The organism is Pseudomonas sp. GW821-FHT07F05 (assembly GCF_059418765.1).
Genome location: NZ_JBWKQL010000009.1, coordinates 184,486 through 207,773 on the forward strand (window position 1 = coordinate 184,486; position 23,288 = coordinate 207,773).

Sequence of the window (23,288 nt, forward strand, 5' to 3'; positions counted from 1 at the left end):
TTCTGTTTCCCTGCCACACGCCTATAATGGCCGCCTTTTCGCCCAATGATTTTGCGGAGCTGGTGATGGCCGAACGTATGGTGTTCGTCGAGCGCGACACTCTGGAAACCCAGATCAAAGCCTCGATCAACCTGGATGGCACAGGAAAGTCCCGATTCGACATCGGCGTTCCTTTTCTTGAACACATGCTCGACCAGATTGCCCGTCACGGGCTGATCGATCTGGACATCGAATGCAAAGGCGACCTGCATATCGACGATCACCACACCGTGGAGGATGTCGGTATCACGCTGGGGCAGGCGTTCAGCAAAGCCATCGGCGACAAAAAAGGCATCCGTCGCTACGGCCACGCCTACGTCCCGCTGGATGAAGCGCTGTCGCGCGTGGTCATCGACTTCTCCGGTCGGCCTGGCCTGCAAATGCACGTGCCGTACACCCGCGCCACCGTTGGCGGCTTCGATGTGGACCTGTTCCAGGAGTTCTTCCAGGGCTTCGTCAACCACGCCAACGTCACGCTGCACATTGATAACCTGCGCGGCCACAACACCCACCACCAGATCGAAACCGTCTTCAAGGCGTTCGGCCGTGCGTTGCGCATGGCGGTGGAGCTTGACGACCGCATGGCTGGCCAGATGCCGTCGACCAAAGGCGTGCTGTAATGCAGACCGTTGCCGTTATCGACTATGGCATGGGCAATCTGCACTCGGTGGCCAAGGCGCTGGAGCACGTCGGCGCCGGTCGCGTGCTGATCACCAGCGATGCCGACGTCATCCGTGAAGCTGATCGTGTCGTGTTTCCCGGTGTTGGTGCGATTCGCGACTGCATGGCGGAAATTCGTCGCCTGGGCTTCGATGCCCTGGTGCGTGAAGTCAGCCAGGACCGTCCGTTTCTCGGGATCTGCGTCGGCATGCAGGCGCTGATGGAGCGCAGCGAGGAGAGCGGCGGCGTTGACTGCATCGGCACTTTCCCCGGTCAGGTGCGTTTCTTCGGCAAGGACCTCCACGAAGACGGCCAGCATCTGAAAGTCCCGCACATGGGCTGGAATGAAGTGGCGCAGGCCGTGGATCACCCGCTGTGGGCCAACATTCCGGACATGGCGCGGTTCTACTTCGTGCACAGTTACTACATCGAATCGCCGAACCCCCAGCAGATCGTTGGTCGTGGCCATTACGGTCGCGACTTCGCCGCTGCATTGGCCGATGGCTCGCGCTTCGCCGTGCAATTCCACCCCGAGAAGAGCCATACCCATGGCCTGCAGTTGCTGCAGAACTTCGCGGCGTGGGACGGCCGCCGGTAATGAGCAAGAAGACCAAACCGCCGATTCTGACCCTCACTCCCGAACAGGAGAGCGAGGCGTGCCACACGATCAAGCGGTTCATGGAAGACCGTTTCGAACTAGACCTGGGTTCGTTTGAAGCGGCTGAAATTCTGGAATTGTTCACCCGCGAGATCGCACCGCATTACTACAACCGGGCGATCTTCGATGTTCAGACGCACCTCAAGGAGCGTTTCGAAAGCATCGAAAGCGACCTGTGGGCGTTGGAGAAAAGCAGCTAGAAGCGGCAAGTTTCAAGCTGCAAGAATGGTTAGATGCGCAGACTTGCAGCTTATAGCTCGCGGCTCGCAGCTCTTTTTGACGAAGGAAAAAGAATGCTCATTATTCCCGCGATCGACCTTAAAGATGGCGCCTGTGTACGTCTGCGCCAGGGCCGGATGGAAGATTCCACGGTGTTCTCCGATGATCCGGTGAGCATGGCTGCCAAATGGGTCGAGGGCGGTTGCCGTCGCCTACACTTGGTGGACCTGAACGGTGCGTTCGAAGGCCAACCAGTCAATGGCGAGGTCGTGACGGCGATTGCGCGTCGTTACCCGAATCTGCCGATCCAGATCGGCGGCGGTATCCGCTCGCTGGACACCATCGAGCACTACGTCAAAGCCGGCGTGAGTTACGTGATCATCGGCACCAAGGCGGTCAAGGATCCTGACTTCGTCGCCGAAGCCTGCCGCGCGTTCCCGGGCAAAGTGATCGTGGGCCTGGATGCCAAAGACGGCTTCGTTGCCACCGACGGCTGGGCCGAAGTCAGTACCGTACAGGTGATCGATCTGGCCAAACGCTTTGAAGCCGACGGCGTCTCGGCCATCGTTTATACCGATATTGCCAAAGACGGCATGATGCAGGGCTGCAACGTCCCGTTCACCGCCGCGCTGGCCGCTGCGACCCGCATTCCGGTAATCGCCTCGGGCGGCATCCACAACCTGGGCGACATCAAAGCGCTGCTCGACGCAAAAGCACCGGGCATCATCGGCGCAATCACCGGTCGTGCGATCTATGAAGGCACACTGGATGTGGCTGAAGCACAGGCGTTTTGTGATTCGTACAAAGGCTGACTGGCACGCCCCCGTGTAGGAGTGAGCTTGCTCGCGATAGCAGTGTGTCAGACGTATGTTTGCTGACTGACCCGGCGCATCGCGAGCAAGCTCACTCCTACAGGGAGGTGCTTCAAATCAGAATGTTGTGATGTTGGGCAGATTCCCAACCGTTTTCGGAGAACCGGCCCATGGCCCTCGCCAAACGCATCATCCCTTGCCTCGACGTCGACAACGGCCGTGTGGTCAAGGGCGTGAAGTTCGAGAACATCCGCGACGCCGGTGATCCGGTCGAGATCGCCCGGCGTTATGACGAGCAGGGTGCCGACGAGATTACCTTCCTTGACATCACCGCCAGCGTCGATGGCCGCGACACCACGCTGCATACCGTCGAGCGCATGGCCAGTCAGGTGTTCATTCCGCTGACCGTGGGCGGCGGCGTGCGCACGGTGCAGGACATCCGTAACCTGCTCAACGCCGGCGCCGACAAGGTGTCGATCAATACCGCTGCGGTATTCAACCCCGAGTTCGTCGGCGAAGCCGCTGCCCGTTTCGGCTCGCAGTGCATCGTTGTGGCCATCGATGCCAAGAAGGTCTCGCTGCCCGGTGAAACAGCGCGCTGGGAAATCTTCACCCACGGCGGTCGCAAGCCGACGGGCCTGGACGCGGTGATGTGGGCGAAGAAGATGGAAGACCTGGGCGCTGGCGAAATCCTGCTGACCAGCATGGATCAGGACGGCATGAAGAACGGTTTCGACCTTGGCGTGACCCGGGCGATCAGCGATGCCCTTGGCATCCCGGTCATCGCATCGGGTGGTGTGGGCAATCTTGAACATCTGGCCGCCGGCGTGCTGGAAGGCCACGCCAGCGCCGTGCTGGCAGCGAGTATCTTCCATTTCGGCGAATACACCGTGCCAGAAGCGAAGGCGTACATGGCGGCCCAAGGGATCGTGGTTCGCTGAGGCGCCTCCGGCCGTTCAGCCGCTGAATATCGGCGGCCGCTTAGCATTCTTCGCGGGCAAGCTCGCTCCCACATTGGGGGGCGTGCGCCGCGGCGGGGTCATGACCGACCTGCTCCGAAAACGACCATGCCTACCGCCGAACTGGACTTTGCAGATCGTTAACGGCACTCTCTTGCCGTCGTCAGGATCAGGTGCCAGGGATATGTTCAAAGGTGTTTTTCTTGCACTGATCAGCGTCGCGACGTTGCTGTCAGGAGCCGCCCGGGCCGACGATGCACCGGCCTATTCGATGGTCCTTCTGACCGAAAACTTCCCCCCTTACAACATGGCCACCGACGGCAAGAATTTCGCCCAGGAAGCCAACATCAAGGGCATCGCCGTCGAAGTGGTGCGCGAGACCTTCAAGCGCGCCGGTATCGGCTACAACATGACCCTGCGCTTCCCTTGGGATCGCATCTACAAACTGGCGATGGACAATCCCGGCTACGGCGTCTTTGTGACTGCGCGATTGCCCGAGCGCGAAACGCTCTTCAAGTGGGTCGGCCCCATTGGCCCCGACGATTGGATTCTTCTGGCGCGGGCTGACAGCCCAATCCAGCTGAGCACGCTTGAGGCCGCGCGGTCTTACCGAATCGGGGCCTACAAGGGCGACGCCATCGCAGTGGAGCTTGCGCGTCAGGGCATGAAGCCGATCACCGTGCTCAGCGACAAAGACAACGCCAGGAAGCTGGTCGATGGTCAGCTCGATCTGTGGGCCACCGGCGATCCGGCGGGGCGGTACCTGGCGCGGCAGGAGGGCATTACGGGATTGAAGACCGTGCTGCGCTTCAACAGCGCCGAACTGTTTTTGGCGCTGAACAAAGACACCCCCGATGCCGTAGTCACCCGCTTGCAAAACGCGCTGGACCAGCTCCGCAAGGAAGGCGTGGCCGATTCGATTTTCGCCAAATACCTCTGATCACTTATCGGACCTCTGGCGAAGCGCCTTCGGCCTAGCGATAACGCCCGTTCTTGCCATGGCCGGCCATCGCCTCATTTCCGCGCTCAGTGACCATGTGGCGGATCTCGATCAGCTCTATACCTTGGGATTTAAGCTTGGGCAGCTCGCGCTCAAGCACGTCGAGCGTCACCGGATAGGGATGGCCGATCATTACGGCCGAGCCTTGCTTGTGAGCGAGCTTGATCGCCGTCTGAAGCTGGCCGCTAATGGCCTCTGCGGTGCGCTCGTCGTCGAGGAAGACATCCCGGGACACGCTGGCCAGCCCAATCTTCTGGGCTTCAGCCGCCGCAACGGTTTTGGCGCTGGTGCGGCTGTCGACAAGAAACAGATGACGTCGCTGCAGCTCACCTACCAGCCAGCCCATGGCCACCGGCTCAGCGGTCATGCGGCTGCCCATGTGGTTATTGATGCCAGCGGCGTAGGGGACTTTCAGCAGCGCAGCGTTCAGGCGCGATTCGAGCTCGGGCAGGGGCAGTTCGGGATGCCAGGCGTAGGGCCCGGTCGCCGGATCCATGGGCATGTGCAGCATGACCGTCTTGCCAGCCTTGTGCGCCTGGCGGGCGAAGTCGGTGGCGTGGGGGGTGTCGGGCATGATCGCCAGCGTCACGGGGCCGGGAAGGGCCAGCGCGCGGCTGTCCCGTTCAGGGTTTTGCCCGAGATCGTCGATGATCAAACTGAGATAGGCGACCTTCGGCGCTTTGCCGGCGGTCGCTGAGGATTCGGCGGGCGCTGCGTGTGCAGCACCCGTTGTGACGGCAAGGGCGCAAATAAGCCCGGTCAACCAGACGCGCATCTCAATTGCCGCGCGTGACACTCAAACCCTTGAGCAAGCTGAGGGCCTGGTTCATCTGGTAGTCATCGTCCTGCGGACGCGCCTTGCCAGCCTTGGCCTTGGTGGTCGGTTTGTCCGCGCCGCCGTTGCCGTTGCCCAAGTGACCGAGCAGATCGGCCTCTTTGTAGTTGTCGCCATCGGCTTCGGCGGTGAGCTTGGCGCGTTTGACTTCGATGTCCGGGTTGATGCCCTGAGCCTGAATCGAGCGGCCGTTCGGCGTGTAATACAGCGCCGTGGTGATCTTCAGCGCGCGGTCGTTGGCCAGGGGCAGAACGGTTTGCACCGAGCCTTTGCCGAACGTATCGGTGCCCATCAGGATGCCGCGCTTCTGGTCTTGCAAGGCACCGGCGACGATCTCCGACGCCGAGGCGCTGCCGCCGTTGATCAGCACAACCAGAGGCACGCCTTCGCTGGCGTCGGCCGGGTCTGCCGAGAAGCGCAGTTCGGAGTTGGCGATGCGGCCTTTGGTGTAAACGATCAGGCCCTTGGTCAGAAAGTGGTCAGCCACTTCGACTGCCGCCTGCAACACGCCACCCGGGTTGTTGCGCAGGTCGAGGATCAGGCCGCTCATCTTCTTGCCGTTGTCTTTGCGCAGCTTGGCCAGCGCCTTGCCCACTTCCTCACCGGTCTTGACCTGGAATTGGGTGATGCGGATGTAGCCGTAACCCGGCTCCAGCATCTGCGCCTTCACGCTCTTCACCTGAATGGTCGCACGCGCCAGCGTCACGTCGAACGGGGTGCCGCCGTCACGTACCAGCGTGAGGGTGATCTTCTCGCCGAGCTTGCCGCGCATCTTGTCCACGGCTTCCTGCATGGTCTGGCCCTGGGTCGGCGTGCCGTTGATCTTGACGATCAAGTCGCCTGCCTCAATGCCAGCCTTGGACGCAGGGGTGTCATCGATGGGAGAGACCACCTTTACAAAGCCGTCTTCGACGCCCACTTCGATGCCCAGCCCGCCGAACTCGCCGCTGGTGCTTTCCTGCAGCTCCTGGAAATCTTCCGGGCCCAGGTAAGCGGAGTGGGGATCGAGATTGCTGAGCATGCCCTTGATGGCGTTTTCCAGCAGGGTCTTGTCATCTACGGGTTCGACGTACGCGGCTTTGATCCGGTCCATGACCTCGGCGAAGGTGCGCAGCTCGTCGAGCGGCAGCGGCGCCTTGATGTTCGCGGCATTGGCGGGCGCAGTGGCGGCTGGCGCAGCAGCAGGGGCGGCACCGGCAGCCTGGGCCAGAGGAGCACCGATAACGACGGCGATAGTCAGGGCCAGCGAGGTGAGGCGGGACGAAAACAGCATGTCTTACGAACTCCTGAGTGAGGTGTCGACTTATCCTTGAGTGCGACACCATTGGGCCGGATCACTAGGGCGACCCTGCTGACGAATAGCGAAATACAACGCCGGAGTGTCCTGACCGCCACCACTGTTACCGACAGTGGAGATCGCTTCTCCAGCTTTTACGACGTCACCGGCCTCTTTCAACAGGCTCTGGTTGTGACCGTACAGACTCAAATAACCATTGCCGTGGTCGAGAATGACCAGAAGCCCGGCGCCGCGCAACCAGTCGGCAAAGACCACCCGACCACCGTGCACCGCGCGGACCTGGCTGCCTGCAGCGGCACTGATCAACACGCCGTCCCACTTGGTGCGCTCGTCATCGCCACGGCTTTCACCGAATCGCGCCAACAATCGACCATCGACGGGCCAAGGAAGTTTTCCCTTTGCTTGCTCAAAAGCGCCGCCGTACGACTGACCGGCACTGGAAACCATCGCGCCGGGCGCTTTGATCGGACGACGCGGCGCTTCATCGCTGTCGTCCTTGCTGTTGTCTTTTTCACGGCTTTTCGCCAGCGCTTCCTGCTCGCGCTGTCGTTTCTCGGCCTCTTGCTGCGCGAGCAACGCCTTCTGGCGCGCCTCTTCGGCTTCGCGGGCCTGGCGGGCGAGGGTTTCTTCGATGGTCTTGAGGACCTTGGTCAGATCGGCTTGATCCTGCTGCCGCGACTGCAGCTTCTGGTCGCGAACCTTGTAGTCCTGATTCAACTTGGCCAGCGCCACCTGCCGTTCCTGGCGCACGGTATCGAGCTGGGCTTTCTGGTCATCCAGCGAGCTCTTCTGCACCAGGAGCTGCGCTTGCTGCAGGTCGATGTCTTTCTCGACGCCGGCCAGCTGGCGCAGGGTTTCATTGAAGTTGCGCAACTGCTCCAGGCGCGCCTGGCTCAGGTAATCGTAATAGGTGAGGGTGCGGGCGAATTTCTCTGGGTTCTGCTGATTGAGCAGCAGTTTGAGGTATTCCTGGCGGCCGCTCTGGTACGCAGCGCGGGCCTGAATGGCGATCAGTCGTTGTTGTTCAACGCGTGCGCTTTGGAGTTTTTTTTTCTCCTGGTCGAGCCGTTGCAGCTCGCTTTCAGTCTTTTTTAGTTCTTTTTGCAGGGCCTCCACCTGCTTTTCCAGCTTGCCCATCTCCGTTTCAGTGGAGCGCAGGTCTTTCTGAACGCCTGACTTTTCTTCCTGCAGCTGGCTCAGCGCTTTCTTCAGTTCGGTGATGTCCTGACGCGTGGCATCCAGCTGTTTCTGCGTTTGTGCGCGATCATCGTCGGCGAAGGCCGGATTGAGCATACAAATCAAAGCGAGGGTGATCAGGGCGCGAAGCATGAGGTTGGGCGATACCAGGAGTGAAGACGGGACTAGTATGCCCGGCGGTGGCTGCAAAAAAAACGCTCGGACGACTTGGCCGTCAGAGATTTCATACAAAACCGGCCCGCCAGCGACTGGCGGACCGGTTCGAGAGGCTTACTTGGCGACCAGAATCGACGTGCCGGTCATTTCTTGCGGGATTTCCATGCCAAGCAGCGTCAGCATGGTGGGCGCGACGTCCGCCAGGACGCCGCCTTCGCGCACCTTCAGGTCACGCTTGCCGACATAAATGAACGGCACCGGCTCGGTGGTGTGAGCGGTGTGAGGCTGGTGGGTCTCCTCGTTGGTCATCTGTTCGACGTTACCGTGGTCGGCCGTGATCAGCGCTTCGCCGCCGACCTTTTCCAGCGCCTGGGTGATGCGCCCGACGCAAACGTCCAGGCACTCAACGGCCTTGACGGCTGCTTCCATGATCCCGCTGTGGCCCACCATGTCGCCGTTGGCGTAGTTGACGACGATCACGTCATAACGCTGATGTTCGATGGCGTCGACGATTCGGTCGGTGACTTCCGGCGCGCTCATTTCTGGCTGCAGGTCGTAAGTCGCCACTTTGGGTGAAGGGATCAGGATGCGCTCTTCGCCAGGGAAGGGTTCTTCACGGCCACCGGAGAAGAAGAACGTCACGTGGGCGTACTTCTCGGTCTCGGCGATGCGCAGCTGAGTCTTGCCGTTGTTCGACAGGTATTCGCCGAGCACGTTGTGCAGGCCGGCCTTTTCGAACGCCGCGGGTGCGTCGATGTTGGCGGCGTACTTGGTCAGCGTGACGAAGCCGGCCAGCTTGGCCTGACGGCGACGGGCGAAGTCCGCGAAATCGTCTTCGACAAATACGCGGGTCAGTTCGCGGGCGCGGTCGGAACGGAAGTTCATGAACACCACCGCGTCGCCGTCTTCGACTGTCACCGGCGCGCCGATGCTGGTGGCTTTAACGAATTCGTCGTTCTCGCCTCGCTCATAAGCGGCGTCCAGCGCGGCCTTGGCGTTGTCGGCGTGGAATTCCGAAGTGCCGTCGACGATCAGGTTGTAGGCGGATTCGACACGGTCCCAGCGATTGTCGCGGTCCATGGCGAAGTAACGGCCGATGATCGTGGCGGTGCGACCTTTGCCCAGGCGCGCGTAGGCTGCTTCCATGGTCTGCAGGTATTGATGGGCACTGCGCGGTGGCGTGTCGCGACCATCGAGGAAGGCGTGCAGGTAGATCTTGTCGGCGCCGCGCTTGGCGGCCAGCTCGACCATCGCCACCAGGTGATCTTCATGGCTGTGAACGCCGCCATCGGACAACAGGCCGAGGATGTGCACGGCCTTGCCGGCGCCGACCGCTTGATCGACTGCTTTGCAGATGGCGGGATTTTCGAAGAACTCGCCGTCGCGGATCGCTTTGGTCACGCGGGTGAAGTCCTGATACACCACGCGGCCGGCGCCCAGGTTCATGTGGCCGACTTCGGAGTTGCCCATCTGCCCGTCAGGCAGACCGACATCCATGCCGGACCCGGAGATCAAGCCGTTTGGCATGGTCTGGTACAAGCGATCGAAGACCGGCATCTTCGCTGCGTAGACCGCATTGCCGTGGTGGCTGTCGCTGTGACCGAAGCCGTCCAGGATGATCAGAACCAAAGGTTTAGGCGTGGTAGTCATGAATCCCACTCTTGGCTAATAGGTGAAGTAGAAAAAAGATCGACAGTTTAGGGACAAGTTCAAATCGGCAACAAGCTAAACGACGTCACTGCCGTACGGGCTTTGGCCGACCTTGGGTGCTGTGTATACTGGCCGACATTTTAACGCCCTGGAACCTGATGATGGTTGCTCACCTGATTGAATTTGCCACGAATCACTATTTGCTGACGGGTGCTTTCGTCATCCTGCTGGGCCTGCTGATCGCAACCGAGCTTAGCAAAGGCGGCCGCAGCCTGAGCACCGGCGAATTGACCGCTCTGGTCAACCGCGACGAAGCCGTTGTCATCGACGTCCGCGCCAAGAAAGACTTCACTGCCGGCCACATCGTCGGCGCGGTGAATTTCCCCCAGGACAAAATCCTGACTCGCACTTCGGAGCTGGAGAAATTCAAGCCTAAAACCCTGATCATCGTCGACGCCGCTGGCCAGCACGCCGGCCATACCGCACGCGAACTGCTGAAAGCGGGCTTCAACGCCGCCAAGCTGTCCGGTGGTATTTCGTCATGGCGCGGTGACAACCTGCCGCTGGTGAAGTGAAATGACTGACGTCGTCGTCTACTCCAGCGATTACTGCCCTTATTGCTCCCGCGCCAAGTCGTTGCTGGCGGGCAAGGGTGTCGGCTTCCAAGAGATCAAGGTCGACGGCAAGCCACAGATTCGCGCTGAAATGACCAAGAAATCCGGGCGTACCTCGGTTCCGCAGATCTGGATCGGTCCGTTCCATGTTGGCGGTTGCGATGACCTGTTCGCGCTGGAGCGCGCCGGCAAGCTGGATAAGCTGCTGAGCGCCTGAATTCGAACCGGGATGTGGAAACGATGGTTTTTTGCACAGCCCGGAAGCCTACAAGACCCCAATGTAAGGATCTGAGATGACTGATCAACCGAATAACGGCGCCACTTCCAACGAAGAAGAAGCACCGCAGTTTTCCCTGCAACGCATCTACGTCCGTGACCTGTCGTTCGAAGCGCCAAAAAGCCCGGCGATCTTCCGTCAAGAATGGACCCCGAGCGTCAGCCTGGACCTGAACACCCGCCAGAAGCAGCTGGAAAATGACTTCTACGAAGTCGTGCTGACCCTGTCGGTCGAAGTGAAGAACGGCGACGAAATCGCCTTCATCGCTGAAGTCCAGCAAGCCGGTATCTTCCTGATCAAGGGCCTGGATGCCAGCTCGATGAGCCACACCCTGGGCGCGTTCTGCCCGAACATTCTTTTCCCGTACGCTCGCGAAACCATCGACAGCCTGGTTGTCCGTGGCTCGTTCCCTGCGCTGATGCTTGCGCCGGTGAACTTCGACGCCCTGTACGCGCAAGAACTGCAACGCATGCAGGAAAGCGGCGAAACGCCAACGCCTACCGTTCAGTAAGCGTTGTCGCTGCAATAAAAAAGCGCCTGTGAGGGCGCTTTTTTGTGGGCGGCATTCGACGGTGCTGCGGGTGGGTTACTTGAACCCCAACTGCCGCCAGCCTTCATACACCGCTACCGCGACAGTATTCGACAGATTCAGGCTGCGGCAGCCGTCGCGCATCGGCAGGCGCAGGCGTTGGTCGCTCGACAGCGGATCCAGCACCTCCGGCGGCAGCCCTCGGCTTTCCGGGCCGAAGAGGAAGGCATCACCCTCCTCGAATTGCGCATCGTGGAAAACCCGCGAGCCCTTTGTGGTAAAAGCAAACAGCCGCGGGTGGCCGATGCTTTCAAGGCAGCTCGGCAGGTCGGCGTGACGATGCAGCGTGGCGTATTCGTGGTAATCAAGGCCGGCTCGACGCAGGCGCTTGTCATCCAGCTCGAAGCCCAGCGGCTCGATCAAATGCAGGCTGCAGCCGCTGTTGGCGCAGAGCCTGATGATGTTGCCGGTATTCGGCGGAATTTCTGGTTGAAAAAGGATCACGTGAAACATGCACGGCTCCGAACGAAAGGACGGGATGCATTCTACCCCTGAAGAAGACCCCAGGCCGAAGCTATGGCCCAAGTTTCTGGGCTCGGTGGCGATCGTTGGTGTGATGGTCGGGCTGATGATCGGCCGCGTGACGACCCCGGACCCCATCCAGCTGCAAACCGTCGAAGTGCTGCCGAACGGCGTTGCCGTGTGGTTCAACCGCGAGCCGCAGCTTCATGGTGAACACATCGACGGTGCTGTGGCGCTGCTGTTCAACGCCCAGGGTCAGGCGCAGAAAGGCGAGCTGAAGCTCAACGGCAAAGATGTGCGCTGGAGGGTGCAACGAAGTGATAAGGGGTTGTTGCTGAACCTGCTGGCGGCCCGTCCTCTGCACGGCGACTGGCGCGGTGCGACCCAGGACGGGCGCTGGAGACTGGAGGTCAGTCTCCGGGAGGAATAAAAGAGGGGAATCCCCGGCCTGCCTGTACCAAGGTCCCCAAAACTGGTGATGTATAACCTATTGCAGCGTGCGTGCCAGTTTTAAGAAATTTCTGTAGGAATATTCGTAATGTCCTGCAGGAGACGGGTTTAGGGCCTTTCAGGCCGCGCCTTTTATAGACGGGTATAGGGACGAGGTTCGAATCGACTTTCGGAGTTGGATATTTGGTGAGCGTTTTTGCACGCTATTCGCGCATTTACCCGTGCCGAGTGACCAAAGTGATGCACGCCAAAACGGAGCGGCAAGGTTGCGCATCAACTATCGGCCTCCATTACATCTGGGTACATGGATGTCTTTGGGCTCGCTGACCCTCAAATTTGTGGGACCGGCTTTAGCCGGGAAGGCGTCAGGCGTTATGCCGCAAATCTATAGCGCACCTAGTGGCCTCTTCCCGGCTGAAGCCGGTCCCCCTAAAAGCGTCGCGTGCATGCAGTGTGCTCGCTGACCCTAAATTGTGGGACCGGCTTTAGCCGGGAAGGCGTCAGGCGTTATGCCGCAAATCCATAGCGCACCTAGTGGCCTCTTCCCGGCTGAAGCCGGTCCCACTAAACGCATCAGCGCGCCTGCAGTGGGCTCGCTGAATCCTAAATTGTGGGACCGGCTTTAGCCGGGAAGGCGTCAGGCGTTATGACGCAAATCCATAGCGCGCCTGCCGGCGTTTTATCAAAACGGCGCATCCCCCAGAATCGTTGCGCGGTGCATCACGCGGCGCTGCGGGCGGTAATCGTCGACTGCGTAATGCTGGGTTACGCGGTTGTCCCACATCGCCACGTCGTTTGCCTGCCAGCGCCAGCGCAGGGTGAATTCCGGACGCGTACCGTGGGCGAACAGTAATTTCAGGATCGCCTCACTCTCGCCGGCTTCCAATTCATTGATCCGGGTGGTGAAGCCGTCGTTCACGAACAATGCTTTACGACCGCTCACCGGGTGCGTGCGAATGACCGGGTGCGACAGCGGCGGGTTCTTGCGGCGGGTCTCCTCCCAACGCGCGAGGTCTTCAGCCGTATTGCCAAAGCGCTCCAGCGGGAATGACCGGGTGAAGTCATGGGTCGCGGTGAGGCCATCGAGCAACATCTGCATCGGCCGGGACAGCGCCTCGAACGCAGCGATGCCGCTCGCCCACAACGTATCCCCACCGTAAGCCGGCACCTGCTTGGCGCTAAGCACCGCGCCCAGCGCAGGGGTCGGCAGAAAGGTGACGTCGGTGTGCCAGATGGCGTTGTCGCGCACGTCAGTGACCGCGGTATCGAGGATCAGCACTTCAGGCTGTTCCGGCACGTTGGGGTAGATCGGATGGATGTGCAGGTCACCAAAGTTGGCGGCGAATCGCGCTTGTTGTTGCGGCGTGATCGGCTGATCCCGGAAGAACAGCACCTGATGATCAAGCAGCGCTTGCTCGATGGCGTTGCGTTGTTCATCGGTCAGGTCGCGGCTGAGGTCAACGCCGCTGATCTGTGCGCCCAACGCCGGGCTGAGCGGGTGGATGTCAATGCTCATGGTGTTCTCGTGTGTTCGGCGCCGAAGTGTCGGCGTGGTCAGTAATAAGGTCTTGGATTCAGTGATTCTGGCCGTGCCAGGGCACAAGCTTGCGTTGCAGTGCGCGCAGGCCCATTTCCAGCGCGAAGGCGACAAGCGCGATGATCAGAATTCCCAGCACTACTACATCGGTCACCAGAAACTGCGCGGCGGACTGGACCATGAAGCCGAGGCCACTGGTGGCGGCGATCAACTCGGCCGCCACCAGCGTCGACCAACCCACGCCAAGGCCGATGCGCACGCCGGTCAGGATGTCGGGCAGCGCGCTGGGCAGGATGACGTGACGGATGAGCTGCCAGCGGCTGGCGCCCAGAGACTGAGCTGCGCGCAGCTTTGCGCTGTCGACCGTGCGCACACCGGTCGCGGTGGCGATGGCGATCGGCGCGAAGATCGCCAGATAAATCAGCAGGACCTTGGAGAATTCGCCAATGCCGCACCAGATCACGATCAACGGCAGGTAGGCCAGGGGCGGCACCGGGCGGTAGAACTCGATCAGCGGGTCGAAAATCCCACGCGCGATTCGGTTATGACCAATGGCGATGCCGACGGGAATGGCCGTCAGCACGGCGAAGAACAGCGCCAGTCCGATGCGTTGCAGGCTCGCCCCCAAGTGCTGCCACAGCGTGGAGTCCATGTAACCTTTGGTCATCAACAGCCAGGCTTTTTCCAGCACAGCGGCAGGCGGCGGAAGAAACAGCGGTTCGACCCACTCAAGGGCTGTGACCAACCACCAGCCGCCCAGCAGGAAAGCGAGGGTCAGCACGCTGATGGCGCGCGTGCTCACATAGAAAGAAGAGGGCTGGCGCGGTGCTGTTTGCACCGGCGCGCGAGTGAGGGCGGGCTCCGGCGATTGATAAATACTCATGCCCGTTGCTCCCGAATGCTTTGCCGCTGGGAAAATACCCGCGCGAGCACGTGCTCACGGGTTTCGATGAAGCGAGGGTCGGACTTGATGGCACGGGCCGATTCACCTGCGCTGTAACGCTGACCGAAGTCCAGCTTCAGGTGCTCGACGATGTGACCGGGGTTGGGTGCAAGCAGAATCAGATCGGTCGACAGGAACACCGCTTCTTCAATGTCGTGGGTGATCAGGAAGACCGGTTTGGCGCTGCGTTGCCAGACTTGCAGCAGCAGTTCTTGCATCTGTTCGCGGGTGAAGGCGTCGAGGGCGCCGAAAGGTTCGTCCATCAGCAGCACGCGCGGATCGGCCGCCAATGCGCGGGCAAGGCCCACACGTTGTTTCTGCCCGCCGGACAATTCCCAGATACGGCGCTTCTCGAAGCCGGCGAGATCGACCAGCGCCAGCATGTCCCGCGCTTTGTTCTCGCGTTTTTCACGGGGCATGCCCGCCAGCTCCAGCCCGAATGCAACGTTGGCCAGTACATCCTGCCAAGGCAGCAGAGCGTCATCCTGAAACACGACGCCGCGCTCGGCGCCGGGGCCGTTCACCGGGACGCCATCAAGGGTGATGCGGCCTGCGCTTGGCGCGACGAACCCGGCAATCAGGTTCAACAACGAAGTCTTGCCGCTGCCGGATGGGCCCAGGGCAACAAGCAGTTGCTGCGGACCAAGGGTCAGGGAAATATCCGACAGCACCGGCTCGGCCGCACCGGGATACTGTGCGCTGATGCGCTCCAGCTGTAACAGGGCCATGGCATGGACTCCGCTTCTAATAGATGTGCGTCAACGGCATGGCTGTCGAAGCCGGCTCGGTATCGGGTGGACGCCTTCGCTTACTGGGTGACGAACTTCGCGCTCACGTAAGGGGTGTAATCGGCCAGGACGGCGTCGACCTTGCCTTGTTCCTTGAGGAACGCTGCGGTCTTGGTGATGGCGTCGGTGGTCGGCGCGCCCAGTTCAGTTACCTGATCAGCCGCCAGCGGGTAGACGTTGCCCTGCAACAGGCCCGGGATGTCGCCAGGTTTGGCGCCGGAGAGTTTCACCAGCTTGTCGACATTGCTGGCATCGGCCAGCCAAGCGGCGGGGTCCTTGCGATAGGCGGCGTAGGCTTCCAGGGTGGTTTTGGCGAAGGCTTTGACGACCTCAGGATGCTTGTCGGCGAAGTCCTTGCGCACGATCCACGCATCAAAGGTCGGCGCGCCGACTTTCGCCAGCTCGCCCGAGGTGATCAGCACTTTGCCAGTCTCCTTAGCCACGCCGAGCGCCGGGTCCCAGACGTATGTGGCGTCGATGTCGCCGCGCTTCCATGCCGCCGCAATGGCCGGTGGGGCGAGATTGAGGATGGTCACTTTCGCCGGGTCGATTTTCCAGTACTTCAGGGCAGCGAGCAGGCTGTAGTGGCCCGTCGATACGAACGGCACGGCGATCTTCTTCCCGATCAAATCCTGTGGGCCGTTGATGCCGGAGCCATTACGCGCAACCAGCGCCTCGGCAGCGCCGATCTGGGTGGCAATAAGGAACGTTTCCACCGGTACTTTGCGCGTTGCCGCCGCGGTGAGAGGGCTGGAGCCGAGGTAGCCGATCTGGACGTCACCCGACGCGATCGCCGTGATCACGTCCGCGCCATTATCGAATTTGCGCCATGAAATCTTCGAGCCCGTCGCCTTTTCATAGGCGCCATCAGCCTGAGCGACCTTCGCCGGATCCACGGTGGTCTGGTAGGCGACGGTGAAGTCAGCGGCCTGGGCGAAGAGTGCCGAGCCGGCAAGCCACAAGGCGGCCAGGACGCGTAGGGGTTTGAGCAGTTTCATGGTGACGCTCCGTAGAAAGGCACACCGCCTTCGAATGCCGCAGAGCGTAAATGATCTAAGAAAGTCGAAATAAATAACCTTTTGGAATTTGCTTAGTGTTAATTCCTATACGCGCGGGCTTGATGGGTGAGCATCGCGAGAGGAAAAACACCGAGCTCATGGACGATTCATCGAATCGTCACAATTTGTAAATACGATCGCGACGCCTGTTCAGCGATGTACCTGCAGGGATGGGGCGTTTCTCACGGATTGATCTGGATGGATGCACGATACGGCGCCGAGTTTTGCCGTGGTTTTCTCCCCGATGAGGTTTTTTCTGGCTTCGTCAGAAAACAGACGGGGAGCAGGGTGACAACTGCAACGTTTGCGACTACCGGAAAAGAAATTCCATGTATTTCAGTCGGTTGGAGAGGCAATTCTCACCCGACTTCGCAGGAAGACCGTGACTTGCCGGTCAAGTTCCGGTCGTACGTCACCGCTAAACATATCGATCTGACGAACGGCAATGAAATATGTTTTGGGAATTAGGGATTCGGGCCGATACACTCCGCAACGGACGGCTGAAACGGCTTGTGACATATAACTGCTTGGCATAAAAGCAGGTCTAACAAGTCTTTTTAGGTTTAAAGGATTTCCCTTACCTTGCAGCCAGCTGTACCGCGGTCTAGTCAATTAGTCTTGGGGCCATTGACTCGCCGAGTCAGGTCCGGCGCTAATCGCGCATCCTCGGTTTTGAGCCTTAGGCTCTGGCCCGGGAACTACAAAAATTAGATTCATGAGGAGCGATACACAATGAAGAAGTCCACCCTGGCCTTGGCCGTATACGCAGGTGTCTTGGCTACTCAGGCCGGTGCAGCTGGTTTCCTGGATGACAGCAAAGCGACACTCAGTTCCCGTACTTTGTATTTCGAAGGTGATCCGCGCGAGCCGTCGTCGACTGGCGCCAAAGGGCAAGACCAGCGTCAGACCACTCAGGGTTTCCTGTTCAACTTTATCTCGGGTTACACCCCGGGTACTGTTGGGTTCGGCCTCGACGTTCAGGGCATGTACGGCATCAACCTGAGCGGCGGTATCGACAACCGTGCCGCTAACGGCAGTACTGCGAACACCGTTTCCCCTACAACTTCCGACGGTACGCCGGTGGCTGACTGGGCTCGCGCTGGGGCCAACGCCAAGGTCAAAGTCTCGAAGACCGAGTTGAAAGTCGGTAACGCTCTGCAGCCTAACCTGCCGATCCTCGTATCGAACGACGGTCGTCTGCTGCCGCAGACCTTCCAAGGTGGCATCGTCACTTCCAAGGAACTCGACGGTCTGACACTGACCGCCGGTAAGCTGACCCAAGCTGCCGGTCGTGCTTCCAGTAACTACGCTGACATGTCCCTGGCCGGTGGTTACAAAGGTTCGAACAACTTCCAGTTCGCAGGCGGCGACTACAAAGTCACCAAAGACCTGACCGTTCAGTACTACTACGCGAACCTGGAAGACTACTACAAGCAGCACTTCCTGGGCCTGGTCCACATTCTGCCGATCGCAGAGGACCAGTCGTTCAAGACCGACCTGCGTTACTTCCACAGCACTTCCGATGGCAAGAACGCCCATCAGGAAGTCAACACCGGCTATCGCTTCTCCAACGGCTACAGCAAAGACGGCCAGGGCGAAGTTGACAACGACACCTGGACTGCCATGTTCACCTACACCCTGGGTGGCAACGCATTCCTCTTGGGTTACCAGTCGGTGAGCGATGACGGCGGCATGCCGGTCATGAGCAACGGCAACGTTACCCGCAACAACCTCTCCAATGGTCGTAACGAAGGTGAAGGCGGTAACAGCGTTTACCTGTTCACCGACAGCATGATCACCAACTTCACCCGCGCCGGTGAGCAGACCAAGTTCGGTCAGTACTCGTATGACTTCGCACGCCTGGGCGTCCCTGGTCTGAAAGCTGCCATCGCTTACCTGTATGGCGATCAGATTCGTCTGCAGAACGCATCGCTGGGTCGTGGTTCGGAGTGGGAACGTGACATGCGCATCGACTACGTGTTCCAGGACGGCTTCATGAAAGGCTTCGGCGTTACAGTTCGTCGCGCGAACCTGCGCTCCGATACAGATCTGTACGCTTCGCAGCAGAATACCGACCAGACTCGTGTGGTCCTCAACTACACCTACGCGTTCAAATAAGCGTGATGTGTTGAAGAGAGCCCCGCTTCGGCGGGGCTTTTTTATGCCTGAAACAATGTCATCCAGCACCAATCGTTCCTTTTGTTTTCAGATGCTGGCATGCACAGTGATTCATACCTCACCATCCAAGGAGCACGACTGAATGGGCCTCAAACTTGGCGACATCGCACCCGACTTCGAACAGAACTCCAGCGAAGGACCGATCAAGTTTCACGAATGGCTTGACGGTAAATGGGCGGTATTGTTCTCTCATCCTGCCGATTTCACCCCGGTATGCACCACCGAGCTGGGCTTCACCGCAAAACTCAAAGACGAATTCGACAAGCGCAACGTCAAGGCGATTGCCCTGTCCGTGGACTCGGCCGAATCCCACACCCAGTGGATCGGCGACATCAACACCACGCAGAACACCCTTGTGAACTTCCCGATCCTGGCGGACGAAGATCGCAAGGTTTCCGAGCTCTATGACCTGATTCACCCCAATGCCAGCGAAACCCTGACGGTGCGTTCGCTGTTCGTGATCGATCCGAACAAGAAGGTGCGCCTGACCATCACCTACCCGGCCAGCACCGGTCGCAACTTCCACGAGATCCTGCGGGTAATCGATTCGCTGCAGCTGACCGACAACTACAAAGTCGCCACGCCGGCTAACTGGAAGGATGGTGAAGACGTTGTCATCGTGCCGTCGATCAAAGACGAAGCAGAGATCAAGGAACGCTTCCCTAAAGGCTATACCGCCGTTACCCCTTACCTGCGCCTGACGCCACAACCGAATCGCTGATACACCGGTTTCAACCATGACATTCGGGCCGATTTATCGGCCCTTTTTTTGTGCTGTGAACGCTGAACATGTTGGCTATTTACGAGGGTTCTGACACAGCGCTATCGCACAGCCAACACAGCCCATGTGGGAGTGAGCTTGCTCACGAATGCTGTATTCCAGCCGCCGCGAATTTCAGTGCATGTATCGGCCGATTCGCGAGCAAGCTCGCTCCCACGGGATCGCGTATTACCGAAGAGCTAAACAATCCGTATATTCGTTTTGGTGCTAACCAAATGAATAAATATGATTTTAGAGAATAACTATCCCCTGTTATGGTCTCTCCGTCCTGGCGAGATCGCCGGCAATGAATCCCTTTCCGCCTTACTGGTCCGCCATCGGACGAGCAGGTGCCACCTGTTAGCTACACACCAAAGGAGCGTGCCATGGGCACCGTTATTTTGCGTCGAAGCCTGGTCGCTCTGTTTGTTGCGGCGGTTTCCTGCGGCGTCCTTACTCAGGCCCAGGCCGATACCTTGCGCATCGGTTACCAGAAATACGGCACGCTGGTATTGCTCAAGGCCAAAGGCTCGCTCGAGAAGAAACTCGCCGATCAAGGCGTGCAGGTTCAGTGGACCGAGTTTCCCGGTGGTCCGCAGTTGCTTGAAGGCCTGAACGTGGGTTCGATCGACTTCGGCGTGACGGGCGAAACACCGCCTGTGTTTGCCCAGGCCGCTGGCGCTGATCTGCTGTACGTCGCCTCCGAGCCGCCGGCGCCCACCAGCGAAGCGATTCTGGTGCCGAAGGATTCGCCGATTACCTCGGTCAAAGACCTCAAAGGCAAGAAAGTCGTCCTCAACAAGGGCTCCAACGTGCACTACCTGTTGGTGCGCGCGCTGGAAGACGCCGGCCTGAAGTACACCGATATCCAGACCGTTTTCCTGCCGCCCGCCGATGCGCGTGCGGCCTTCGAGCGCGGCAGCGTCGATGCCTGGGTGATCTGGGATCCGTACCAGGCTGCCGCCGAGCAGCAGCTTCAAGCCAAGACACTGCGCGACGGCAAAGGCATCGTCGACAACAACCAGTTCTACCTGGCGACGAAACCCTATGCGCAGCAGCATCCCAAGGTGATTCAGACCCTGGTGGAAGAAGTGCGCGCGGTCGGCGAATGGTCCAAGGCCAACCCGGAAGAGGTGACCAAACAGGTCGCGCCACTGCTCGGCCTGCCGGAAGACATCACCCGCACATCGGTGAAGCGTCAGGGCTACGGCGCCTCGTTCATCACGCCTGAAACCGTCGCCGCGCAACAGAAAATCGCCGACACCTTCTATCAGCTCAAGCTGATCCCTAAACCGTTGCGCATCGCTGATGTGATCTGGACGCCACCCGCTGCTGTCGCGAAAGCCCAGTAAGCCCGGCATTGGAAGGAGACAACTCCATGAGCGTGGAAAAAATCACCCACAGACTGGCGCCCTGGTTGCTACCGGTCCTGTTGTTGGCGATATGGCAACTGGCGGTCACCGCGGGCTGGCTGTCGACCCGCATTCTGCCGGCGCCGAGCGCTGTGATTGAGGCCGGCGTCACGCTGGTGCGCAGCGGGGAAATCTGGACTCATCTGGCGATCAGTGGCTGGCGTGCCGGGATCGGCTTTGCCATCGGCGGCGGGATCGGCCTGGCTCTGGGCTTCATCACCGGGCTGTCGAAATGGGGCGAACGCCTGCTGGACAGCTCCGTACAGATGATCCGCAACGTGCCCCACCTGGCGCTGATTCCGCTGGTCATCCTGTGGTTCGGCATCGACGAGACCGCGAAGATATTTCTGGTCGCGCTCGGCACGCTGTTCCCGATTTACCTGAACACGTACCACGGCATTCGCAACATCGATCCGGCGTTGGTGGAGATGTCCCGCAGCTACGGTTTGAGCGGCTTCGGACTGTTCCGCCATGTGATTCTGCCGGGCGCGATGCCTTCGATTCTGGTCGGCGTGCGGTTCGCGCTGGGCTTCATGTGGCTGACCCTGATCGTCGCGGAAACCATCTCGGCCAGCTCCGGCATCGGCTATCTGGCGATGAACGCCCGAGAGTTTCTACAGACCGACGTGGTGGTGCTGGCGATCGTGCTCTACGCCGTACTCGGCAAATTGGCAGACCTCGCGGCGCGTGGTCTGGAACGGGTCTGCCTGCGTTGGCACCCGGCGTATCAAGTGGCTAAAGGTGGCGCGCAATGAGCAATCTCCAACAACCGGCAAACCTGTTGCGCGGGATTCCCTTGCAGGTCCGCAAGCTGAAAAAGACGTTCGGCTCGCGGGAAGTACTGAAAGACATCGATCTGCACATCCCGGCCGGCCAGTTCGTCGCGGTCGTGGGCCGAAGCGGCTGCGGCAAGAGCACTTTGTTGCGTCTGCTGGCAGGACTCGATCAACCGTCGAGCGGCCAACTGCTGGCGGGTAATGGCTCGTTGGCGGATGCGCGGGAAGACACGCGACTGATGTTCCAGGAAGCGCGCTTGCTGCCCTGGAAAAAGATCATCGACAACGTCGGCCTTGGTCTCAGCGGCGACTGGCGTGGCAAAGCGTTGGAAGCGCTGGAGGCCGTGGGTTTGGCCGAGCGCGCCAATGAATGGCCGGCTGCGTTATCAGGTGGGCAAAAACAACGGGTGGCGCTGGCCCGTGCGCTGATTCACCAGCCGCGCTTGTTGTTGCTCGATGAACCCCTTGGCGCGCTGGATGCCCTGACCCGAATCGAGATGCAGCAACTGATCGAAAACCTGTGGAAGAAGCATGGTTTCACGGTGTTGCTGGTGACCCACGACGTCAGCGAAGCGGTCGCCATTGCCGACCGGGTCTTGCTGATTGAAGAGGGCCGCATCGGTCTTGACCTGCAGGTTGATCTGGCCCGTCCGAGGGCACGCGGCTCTTACCGACTGGCCGCGCTGGAAACCGAAGTGCTTAACCGCGTGTTGTCGCTGCCCGGCAGCCCGCCCGAACCCGAACCGACTTCACCGCTGCCCACGCAACTGCGATGGGCCAACTAACTCCAGAGGCAATCTTGCCTCCGGAACTGATCTCACAAAGGAAGCCTTACCATGACTATCAAAGCCATCAACGTGCGTAACCAGTTCAAAGGCACCATCAAGGAAATCGTCACCGGCGATGTGCTGTCCGAGATCGACGTGCAGACCGCGTCGGGCGTCGTCACTTCCGTTATCACCACTCGCTCCGTCAAAGAGCTGGAGCTGGTGGTCGGCAGCGAAGTGATCGCGTTCGTGAAGTCCACCGAGGTGTCGATCGCCAAGTTGTGATCGATGCTGGATCCCAAGCGATCTCCCACAACTCCAGCGTCTGACTCGGGCCTCGGGCTGATCGAGGATTTGTGGGAGTGAGCTTGCTCACGAATGCGGTGGGTCAGTAATAGTTAGGCTGTCTGACAGAATGCTCTCGCGAGCAAGGTGGAGCGCCACCCCGGTCGCTCCCACAGGTTTAGCGTCTGACTCGGGCTTCGGGCTGGTCGAGGACGTGTGGGCGTGATCGGGGTGGCGCCCCCACAACTGACCTGCGTTATTGCTCGATGGAACGCTTCGGTAAATACGCCGGCAGGTACAACCCCAGATACGCATCAAATACCCGCAATCCTTCCTCGGCCATGCGCGGGGTAATCGCGTTGTGCAGTTGCACCGAGCGCGCGTACACCCGGTCGGCCAGTTCCAGCGCCAGGGCAAACACCTCAACATCATCGGGCAGCGTCGGCAGTTGGAAATGCCGGGCGAACAGCGCGTGCATGAGGTTGCCCAGTTCAATGTCGTGCTGACGATCCGCCTGAGTGACTTCAGTCAAACCGTGCTGGGCGAGGATCAGCTGTCGCGCGGCAGCGTCGTCGCTGTAAATCGCGAGCATGCGCGACTCCACCACATGGGACAGGTCTCGCCACTGGTTCAATTGATCATGATCGATGGGCTGCTGCAGGCTTTCGCGAAACGCCTCGTGGACATCAGCCGTCAGCGCTTCCAGCAACGCCGGAACGCTGGCGAAGAAGTGATACACGGAGGAGGGCGGAATCTCGGCCCGCTCGGCGACGCTGTAGATGGAGAGGCTTGCCACGCCGTCGGAGGCCAGCAGCGCACGTGCGGCATCGAGGATCGAGTCGATCCGCGCCTGACTGCGTGCACGCGGTTTGCGGGGTGGGGCAAGGCGGGTCATCGGCGCTCTCTCGGT

Annotated in this window: 26 protein-coding genes; 16 read left to right on the forward strand and 10 right to left on the reverse strand. The window is 60.1% G+C overall.

Translation table 11 applies throughout. The features are described 5' to 3' along the window. Window positions 1-65 precede the first annotated feature (65 nt). From hisB to AC07RO_RS19115, 6 genes are all read left to right on the forward strand, one after another. Window positions 66-659 (forward strand): imidazoleglycerol-phosphate dehydratase HisB, encoded by a 594-nt coding sequence (hisB, locus tag AC07RO_RS19090; RefSeq protein ID WP_065987388.1) that lies wholly within the window; start codon window positions 66-68, stop codon window positions 657-659. After that, complete coding sequence (gene hisH / locus AC07RO_RS19095; protein ID WP_192171294.1) at window positions 659-1,297, forward strand: imidazole glycerol phosphate synthase subunit HisH; 639 nt, start codon at window positions 659-661, stop codon at window positions 1,295-1,297. Before hisB ends, hisH begins: the two co-directional genes overlap by 1 nt. Then, window positions 1,297-1,557 carry a DUF2164 domain-containing protein gene (locus tag AC07RO_RS19100; protein WP_037016295.1) on the forward strand — a complete coding sequence of 87 codons (261 nt, stop codon included), beginning with the start codon at window positions 1,297-1,299 and terminating at the stop codon, window positions 1,555-1,557. The genes hisH and AC07RO_RS19100 overlap by 1 nt, the downstream gene beginning before the upstream one ends. 93 nt (window positions 1,558-1,650) lie before the next feature. Then, on the forward strand, window positions 1,651-2,388 hold the full coding sequence (gene hisA / locus AC07RO_RS19105; RefSeq protein ID WP_282365563.1) for a 1-(5-phosphoribosyl)-5-[(5-phosphoribosylamino)methylideneamino]imidazole-4-carboxamide isomerase: 738 nt from the start codon (window positions 1,651-1,653) through the stop codon (window positions 2,386-2,388). Between the two features lie 170 nt (window positions 2,389-2,558). After that, window positions 2,559-3,329, forward strand: a complete 771-nt coding sequence (hisF, locus tag AC07RO_RS19110; protein ID WP_282365561.1) for an imidazole glycerol phosphate synthase subunit HisF — start codon at window positions 2,559-2,561, stop codon at window positions 3,327-3,329. A 202-nt stretch (window positions 3,330-3,531) separates the two neighbouring features. Continuing rightward, window positions 3,532-4,287 carry a substrate-binding periplasmic protein gene (locus AC07RO_RS19115; protein WP_282365559.1) on the forward strand — a complete coding sequence of 252 codons (756 nt, stop codon included), beginning with the start codon at window positions 3,532-3,534 and terminating at the stop codon, window positions 4,285-4,287. 34 nt (window positions 4,288-4,321) lie between these two features. Here AC07RO_RS19115 and AC07RO_RS19120 read toward each other — a convergent pair whose 3' ends face one another. The 4 genes from AC07RO_RS19120 to gpmI all read right to left on the reverse strand — a co-directional run bounded on the left by AC07RO_RS19120 (window position 4,322) and on the right by gpmI (window position 9,482). Next, window positions 4,322-5,122, reverse strand: a complete 801-nt coding sequence (locus AC07RO_RS19120) for a divergent polysaccharide deacetylase family protein (protein ID WP_495086819.1) — start codon at window positions 5,120-5,122, stop codon at window positions 4,322-4,324. Between the two features lies 1 nt (window position 5,123). Further along, complete coding sequence (locus AC07RO_RS19125) at window positions 5,124-6,455, reverse strand: S41 family peptidase (RefSeq protein ID WP_192171289.1); 1,332 nt, start codon at window positions 6,453-6,455, stop codon at window positions 5,124-5,126. Window positions 6,456-6,485: 30 nt separating this feature from the next. Then, window positions 6,486-7,808: a murein hydrolase activator EnvC family protein gene (locus AC07RO_RS19130; protein ID WP_495008431.1), complete on the reverse strand. Its 1,323-nt coding sequence runs from the start codon at window positions 7,806-7,808 to the stop codon at window positions 6,486-6,488. 138 nt (window positions 7,809-7,946) lie between these two features. Beyond that, on the reverse strand, window positions 7,947-9,482 hold the full coding sequence (gene gpmI, locus AC07RO_RS19135; RefSeq protein ID WP_495086820.1) for a 2,3-bisphosphoglycerate-independent phosphoglycerate mutase: 1,536 nt from the start codon (window positions 9,480-9,482) through the stop codon (window positions 7,947-7,949). Between the two features lie 161 nt (window positions 9,483-9,643). Here gpmI and AC07RO_RS19140 point away from each other — a divergent pair, with 161 nt between their 5' ends. From AC07RO_RS19140 to secB, 3 genes are all read left to right on the forward strand, one after another. Continuing rightward, window positions 9,644-10,057 carry a rhodanese-like domain-containing protein gene (locus AC07RO_RS19140; protein ID WP_346629546.1) on the forward strand — a complete coding sequence of 138 codons (414 nt, stop codon included), beginning with the start codon at window positions 9,644-9,646 and terminating at the stop codon, window positions 10,055-10,057. Window position 10,058: 1 nt separating this feature from the next. Beyond that, window positions 10,059-10,313, forward strand: a complete 255-nt coding sequence (gene grxC / locus AC07RO_RS19145; protein ID WP_495086821.1) for a glutaredoxin 3 — start codon at window positions 10,059-10,061, stop codon at window positions 10,311-10,313. Window positions 10,314-10,389: 76 nt separating this feature from the next. Beyond that, on the forward strand, window positions 10,390-10,884 hold the full coding sequence (secB, locus tag AC07RO_RS19150) for a protein-export chaperone SecB (protein WP_192171285.1): 495 nt from the start codon (window positions 10,390-10,392) through the stop codon (window positions 10,882-10,884). Window positions 10,885-10,959: 75 nt separating this feature from the next. On the opposite strand, the gene AC07RO_RS19155 is transcribed toward secB, so the two are convergent. Then, window positions 10,960-11,415: a tRNA (cytidine(34)-2'-O)-methyltransferase gene (locus AC07RO_RS19155; RefSeq protein ID WP_495086822.1), complete on the reverse strand. Its 456-nt coding sequence runs from the start codon at window positions 11,413-11,415 to the stop codon at window positions 10,960-10,962. Between AC07RO_RS19155 and AC07RO_RS19160 the strand changes: the two genes are divergently transcribed. Next, window positions 11,414-11,854 carry a hypothetical protein gene (locus tag AC07RO_RS19160; RefSeq protein ID WP_192171283.1) on the forward strand — a complete coding sequence of 147 codons (441 nt, stop codon included), beginning with the start codon at window positions 11,414-11,416 and terminating at the stop codon, window positions 11,852-11,854. The two genes, AC07RO_RS19155 and AC07RO_RS19160, sit on opposite strands and share 2 nt — an antisense overlap. 702 nt (window positions 11,855-12,556) lie before the next feature. Here the strand turns inward: AC07RO_RS19160 and tauD are convergent. The 4 genes from tauD to tauA all read right to left on the reverse strand — a co-directional run bounded on the left by tauD (window position 12,557) and on the right by tauA (window position 16,140). Next, window positions 12,557-13,390 (reverse strand): taurine dioxygenase, encoded by an 834-nt coding sequence (gene tauD, locus AC07RO_RS19165; RefSeq protein WP_192171282.1) that lies wholly within the window; start codon window positions 13,388-13,390, stop codon window positions 12,557-12,559. A 58-nt stretch (window positions 13,391-13,448) separates the two neighbouring features. After that, a complete protein-coding gene (gene tauC, locus AC07RO_RS19170) occupies window positions 13,449-14,294 on the reverse strand; it encodes a taurine ABC transporter permease TauC (protein WP_495086823.1) in 846 nt (281 codons plus the stop codon). Continuing rightward, window positions 14,291-15,082 (reverse strand): taurine ABC transporter ATP-binding subunit, encoded by a 792-nt coding sequence (tauB, locus tag AC07RO_RS19175; RefSeq protein WP_423571059.1) that lies wholly within the window; start codon window positions 15,080-15,082, stop codon window positions 14,291-14,293. Before tauB ends, tauC begins: the two co-directional genes overlap by 4 nt. An 80-nt stretch (window positions 15,083-15,162) precedes the next feature. Beyond that, window positions 15,163-16,140, reverse strand: coding sequence for a taurine ABC transporter substrate-binding protein (gene tauA, locus AC07RO_RS19180; protein WP_495086824.1), 978 nt, complete (start codon window positions 16,138-16,140; stop codon window positions 15,163-15,165). A 792-nt stretch (window positions 16,141-16,932) separates the two neighbouring features. Between tauA and AC07RO_RS19185 the strand changes: the two genes are divergently transcribed. The 6 genes from AC07RO_RS19185 (at window position 16,933) to AC07RO_RS19210 (ending at window position 22,378) form a co-directional block, all read left to right on the forward strand. Next, a complete protein-coding gene (locus AC07RO_RS19185) occupies window positions 16,933-18,318 on the forward strand; it encodes an OprD family porin (protein WP_192171278.1) in 1,386 nt (461 codons plus the stop codon). Between the two features lie 142 nt (window positions 18,319-18,460). After that, window positions 18,461-19,099, forward strand: coding sequence for a peroxiredoxin (locus AC07RO_RS19190; RefSeq protein ID WP_346629442.1), 639 nt, complete (start codon window positions 18,461-18,463; stop codon window positions 19,097-19,099). 425 nt (window positions 19,100-19,524) lie between these two features. Next, entirely contained in the window at window positions 19,525-20,490 is a 966-nt protein-coding gene (locus AC07RO_RS19195) for a sulfonate ABC transporter substrate-binding protein (RefSeq protein WP_463583584.1), read from the forward strand. A gap of 26 nt (window positions 20,491-20,516) precedes the next feature. Next, the gene (gene ssuC / locus AC07RO_RS19200; protein WP_192171275.1) at window positions 20,517-21,305 is read left to right on the forward strand and encodes an aliphatic sulfonate ABC transporter permease SsuC; all 789 of its coding nucleotides are present in this window, start codon (window positions 20,517-20,519) and stop codon (window positions 21,303-21,305) included. Continuing rightward, window positions 21,302-22,111: an aliphatic sulfonates ABC transporter ATP-binding protein gene (ssuB, locus tag AC07RO_RS19205; RefSeq protein WP_282365529.1), complete on the forward strand. Its 810-nt coding sequence runs from the start codon at window positions 21,302-21,304 to the stop codon at window positions 22,109-22,111. Before ssuC ends, ssuB begins: the two co-directional genes overlap by 4 nt. A gap of 51 nt (window positions 22,112-22,162) precedes the next feature. Next, window positions 22,163-22,378 (forward strand): TOBE domain-containing protein, encoded by a 216-nt coding sequence (locus tag AC07RO_RS19210; protein ID WP_037016233.1) that lies wholly within the window; start codon window positions 22,163-22,165, stop codon window positions 22,376-22,378. A 256-nt stretch (window positions 22,379-22,634) separates the two neighbouring features. Here the strand turns inward: AC07RO_RS19210 and AC07RO_RS19215 are convergent, their stop codons facing one another. Further along, complete coding sequence (locus AC07RO_RS19215; RefSeq protein WP_423571047.1) at window positions 22,635-23,273, reverse strand: TetR/AcrR family transcriptional regulator; 639 nt, start codon at window positions 23,271-23,273, stop codon at window positions 22,635-22,637. Between the last annotated feature and the right edge of the window lie 15 nt (window positions 23,274-23,288).

Coding starts and splice junctions, on each gene's coding strand:
- tauB (WP_423571059.1), bottom strand. CDS start 15,082: ATGGCCCTGTTACAGCTGGAGCGCATCAGCGCACAGTATCCCGGTGCG.
- AC07RO_RS19190 (WP_346629442.1), top strand. CDS start 18,461: ATGGGCCTCAAACTTGGCGACATCGCACCCGACTTCGAACAGAACTCC.
- tauA (WP_495086824.1), bottom strand. CDS start 16,140: ATGAAACTGCTCAAACCCCTACGCGTCCTGGCCGCCTTGTGGCTTGCC.
- tauD (WP_192171282.1), bottom strand. CDS start 13,390: ATGAGCATTGACATCCACCCGCTCAGCCCGGCGTTGGGCGCACAGATC.
- AC07RO_RS19160 (WP_192171283.1), top strand. CDS start 11,414: ATGCACGGCTCCGAACGAAAGGACGGGATGCATTCTACCCCTGAAGAA.
- AC07RO_RS19215 (WP_423571047.1), bottom strand. CDS start 23,273: ATGACCCGCCTTGCCCCACCCCGCAAACCGCGTGCACGCAGTCAGGCG.
- tauC (WP_495086823.1), bottom strand. CDS start 14,294: ATGAGTATTTATCAATCGCCGGAGCCCGCCCTCACTCGCGCGCCGGTG.
- ssuB (WP_282365529.1), top strand. CDS start 21,302: ATGAGCAATCTCCAACAACCGGCAAACCTGTTGCGCGGGATTCCCTTG.
- AC07RO_RS19100 (WP_037016295.1), top strand. CDS start 1,297: ATGAGCAAGAAGACCAAACCGCCGATTCTGACCCTCACTCCCGAACAG.
- AC07RO_RS19195 (WP_463583584.1), top strand. CDS start 19,525: ATGGGCACCGTTATTTTGCGTCGAAGCCTGGTCGCTCTGTTTGTTGCG.
- hisB (WP_065987388.1), top strand. CDS start 66: ATGGCCGAACGTATGGTGTTCGTCGAGCGCGACACTCTGGAAACCCAG.
- AC07RO_RS19130 (WP_495008431.1), bottom strand. CDS start 7,808: ATGCTTCGCGCCCTGATCACCCTCGCTTTGATTTGTATGCTCAATCCG.
- AC07RO_RS19125 (WP_192171289.1), bottom strand. CDS start 6,455: ATGCTGTTTTCGTCCCGCCTCACCTCGCTGGCCCTGACTATCGCCGTC.
- hisA (WP_282365563.1), top strand. CDS start 1,651: ATGCTCATTATTCCCGCGATCGACCTTAAAGATGGCGCCTGTGTACGT.
- AC07RO_RS19155 (WP_495086822.1), bottom strand. CDS start 11,415: ATGTTTCACGTGATCCTTTTTCAACCAGAAATTCCGCCGAATACCGGC.
- AC07RO_RS19115 (WP_282365559.1), top strand. CDS start 3,532: ATGTTCAAAGGTGTTTTTCTTGCACTGATCAGCGTCGCGACGTTGCTG.
- AC07RO_RS19140 (WP_346629546.1), top strand. CDS start 9,644: ATGGTTGCTCACCTGATTGAATTTGCCACGAATCACTATTTGCTGACG.
- AC07RO_RS19210 (WP_037016233.1), top strand. CDS start 22,163: ATGACTATCAAAGCCATCAACGTGCGTAACCAGTTCAAAGGCACCATC.
- hisF (WP_282365561.1), top strand. CDS start 2,559: ATGGCCCTCGCCAAACGCATCATCCCTTGCCTCGACGTCGACAACGGC.
- secB (WP_192171285.1), top strand. CDS start 10,390: ATGACTGATCAACCGAATAACGGCGCCACTTCCAACGAAGAAGAAGCA.
- AC07RO_RS19120 (WP_495086819.1), bottom strand. CDS start 5,122: ATGCGCGTCTGGTTGACCGGGCTTATTTGCGCCCTTGCCGTCACAACG.
- gpmI (WP_495086820.1), bottom strand. CDS start 9,482: ATGACTACCACGCCTAAACCTTTGGTTCTGATCATCCTGGACGGCTTC.
- hisH (WP_192171294.1), top strand. CDS start 659: ATGCAGACCGTTGCCGTTATCGACTATGGCATGGGCAATCTGCACTCG.
- ssuC (WP_192171275.1), top strand. CDS start 20,517: ATGAGCGTGGAAAAAATCACCCACAGACTGGCGCCCTGGTTGCTACCG.
- AC07RO_RS19185 (WP_192171278.1), top strand. CDS start 16,933: ATGAAGAAGTCCACCCTGGCCTTGGCCGTATACGCAGGTGTCTTGGCT.
- grxC (WP_495086821.1), top strand. CDS start 10,059: ATGACTGACGTCGTCGTCTACTCCAGCGATTACTGCCCTTATTGCTCC.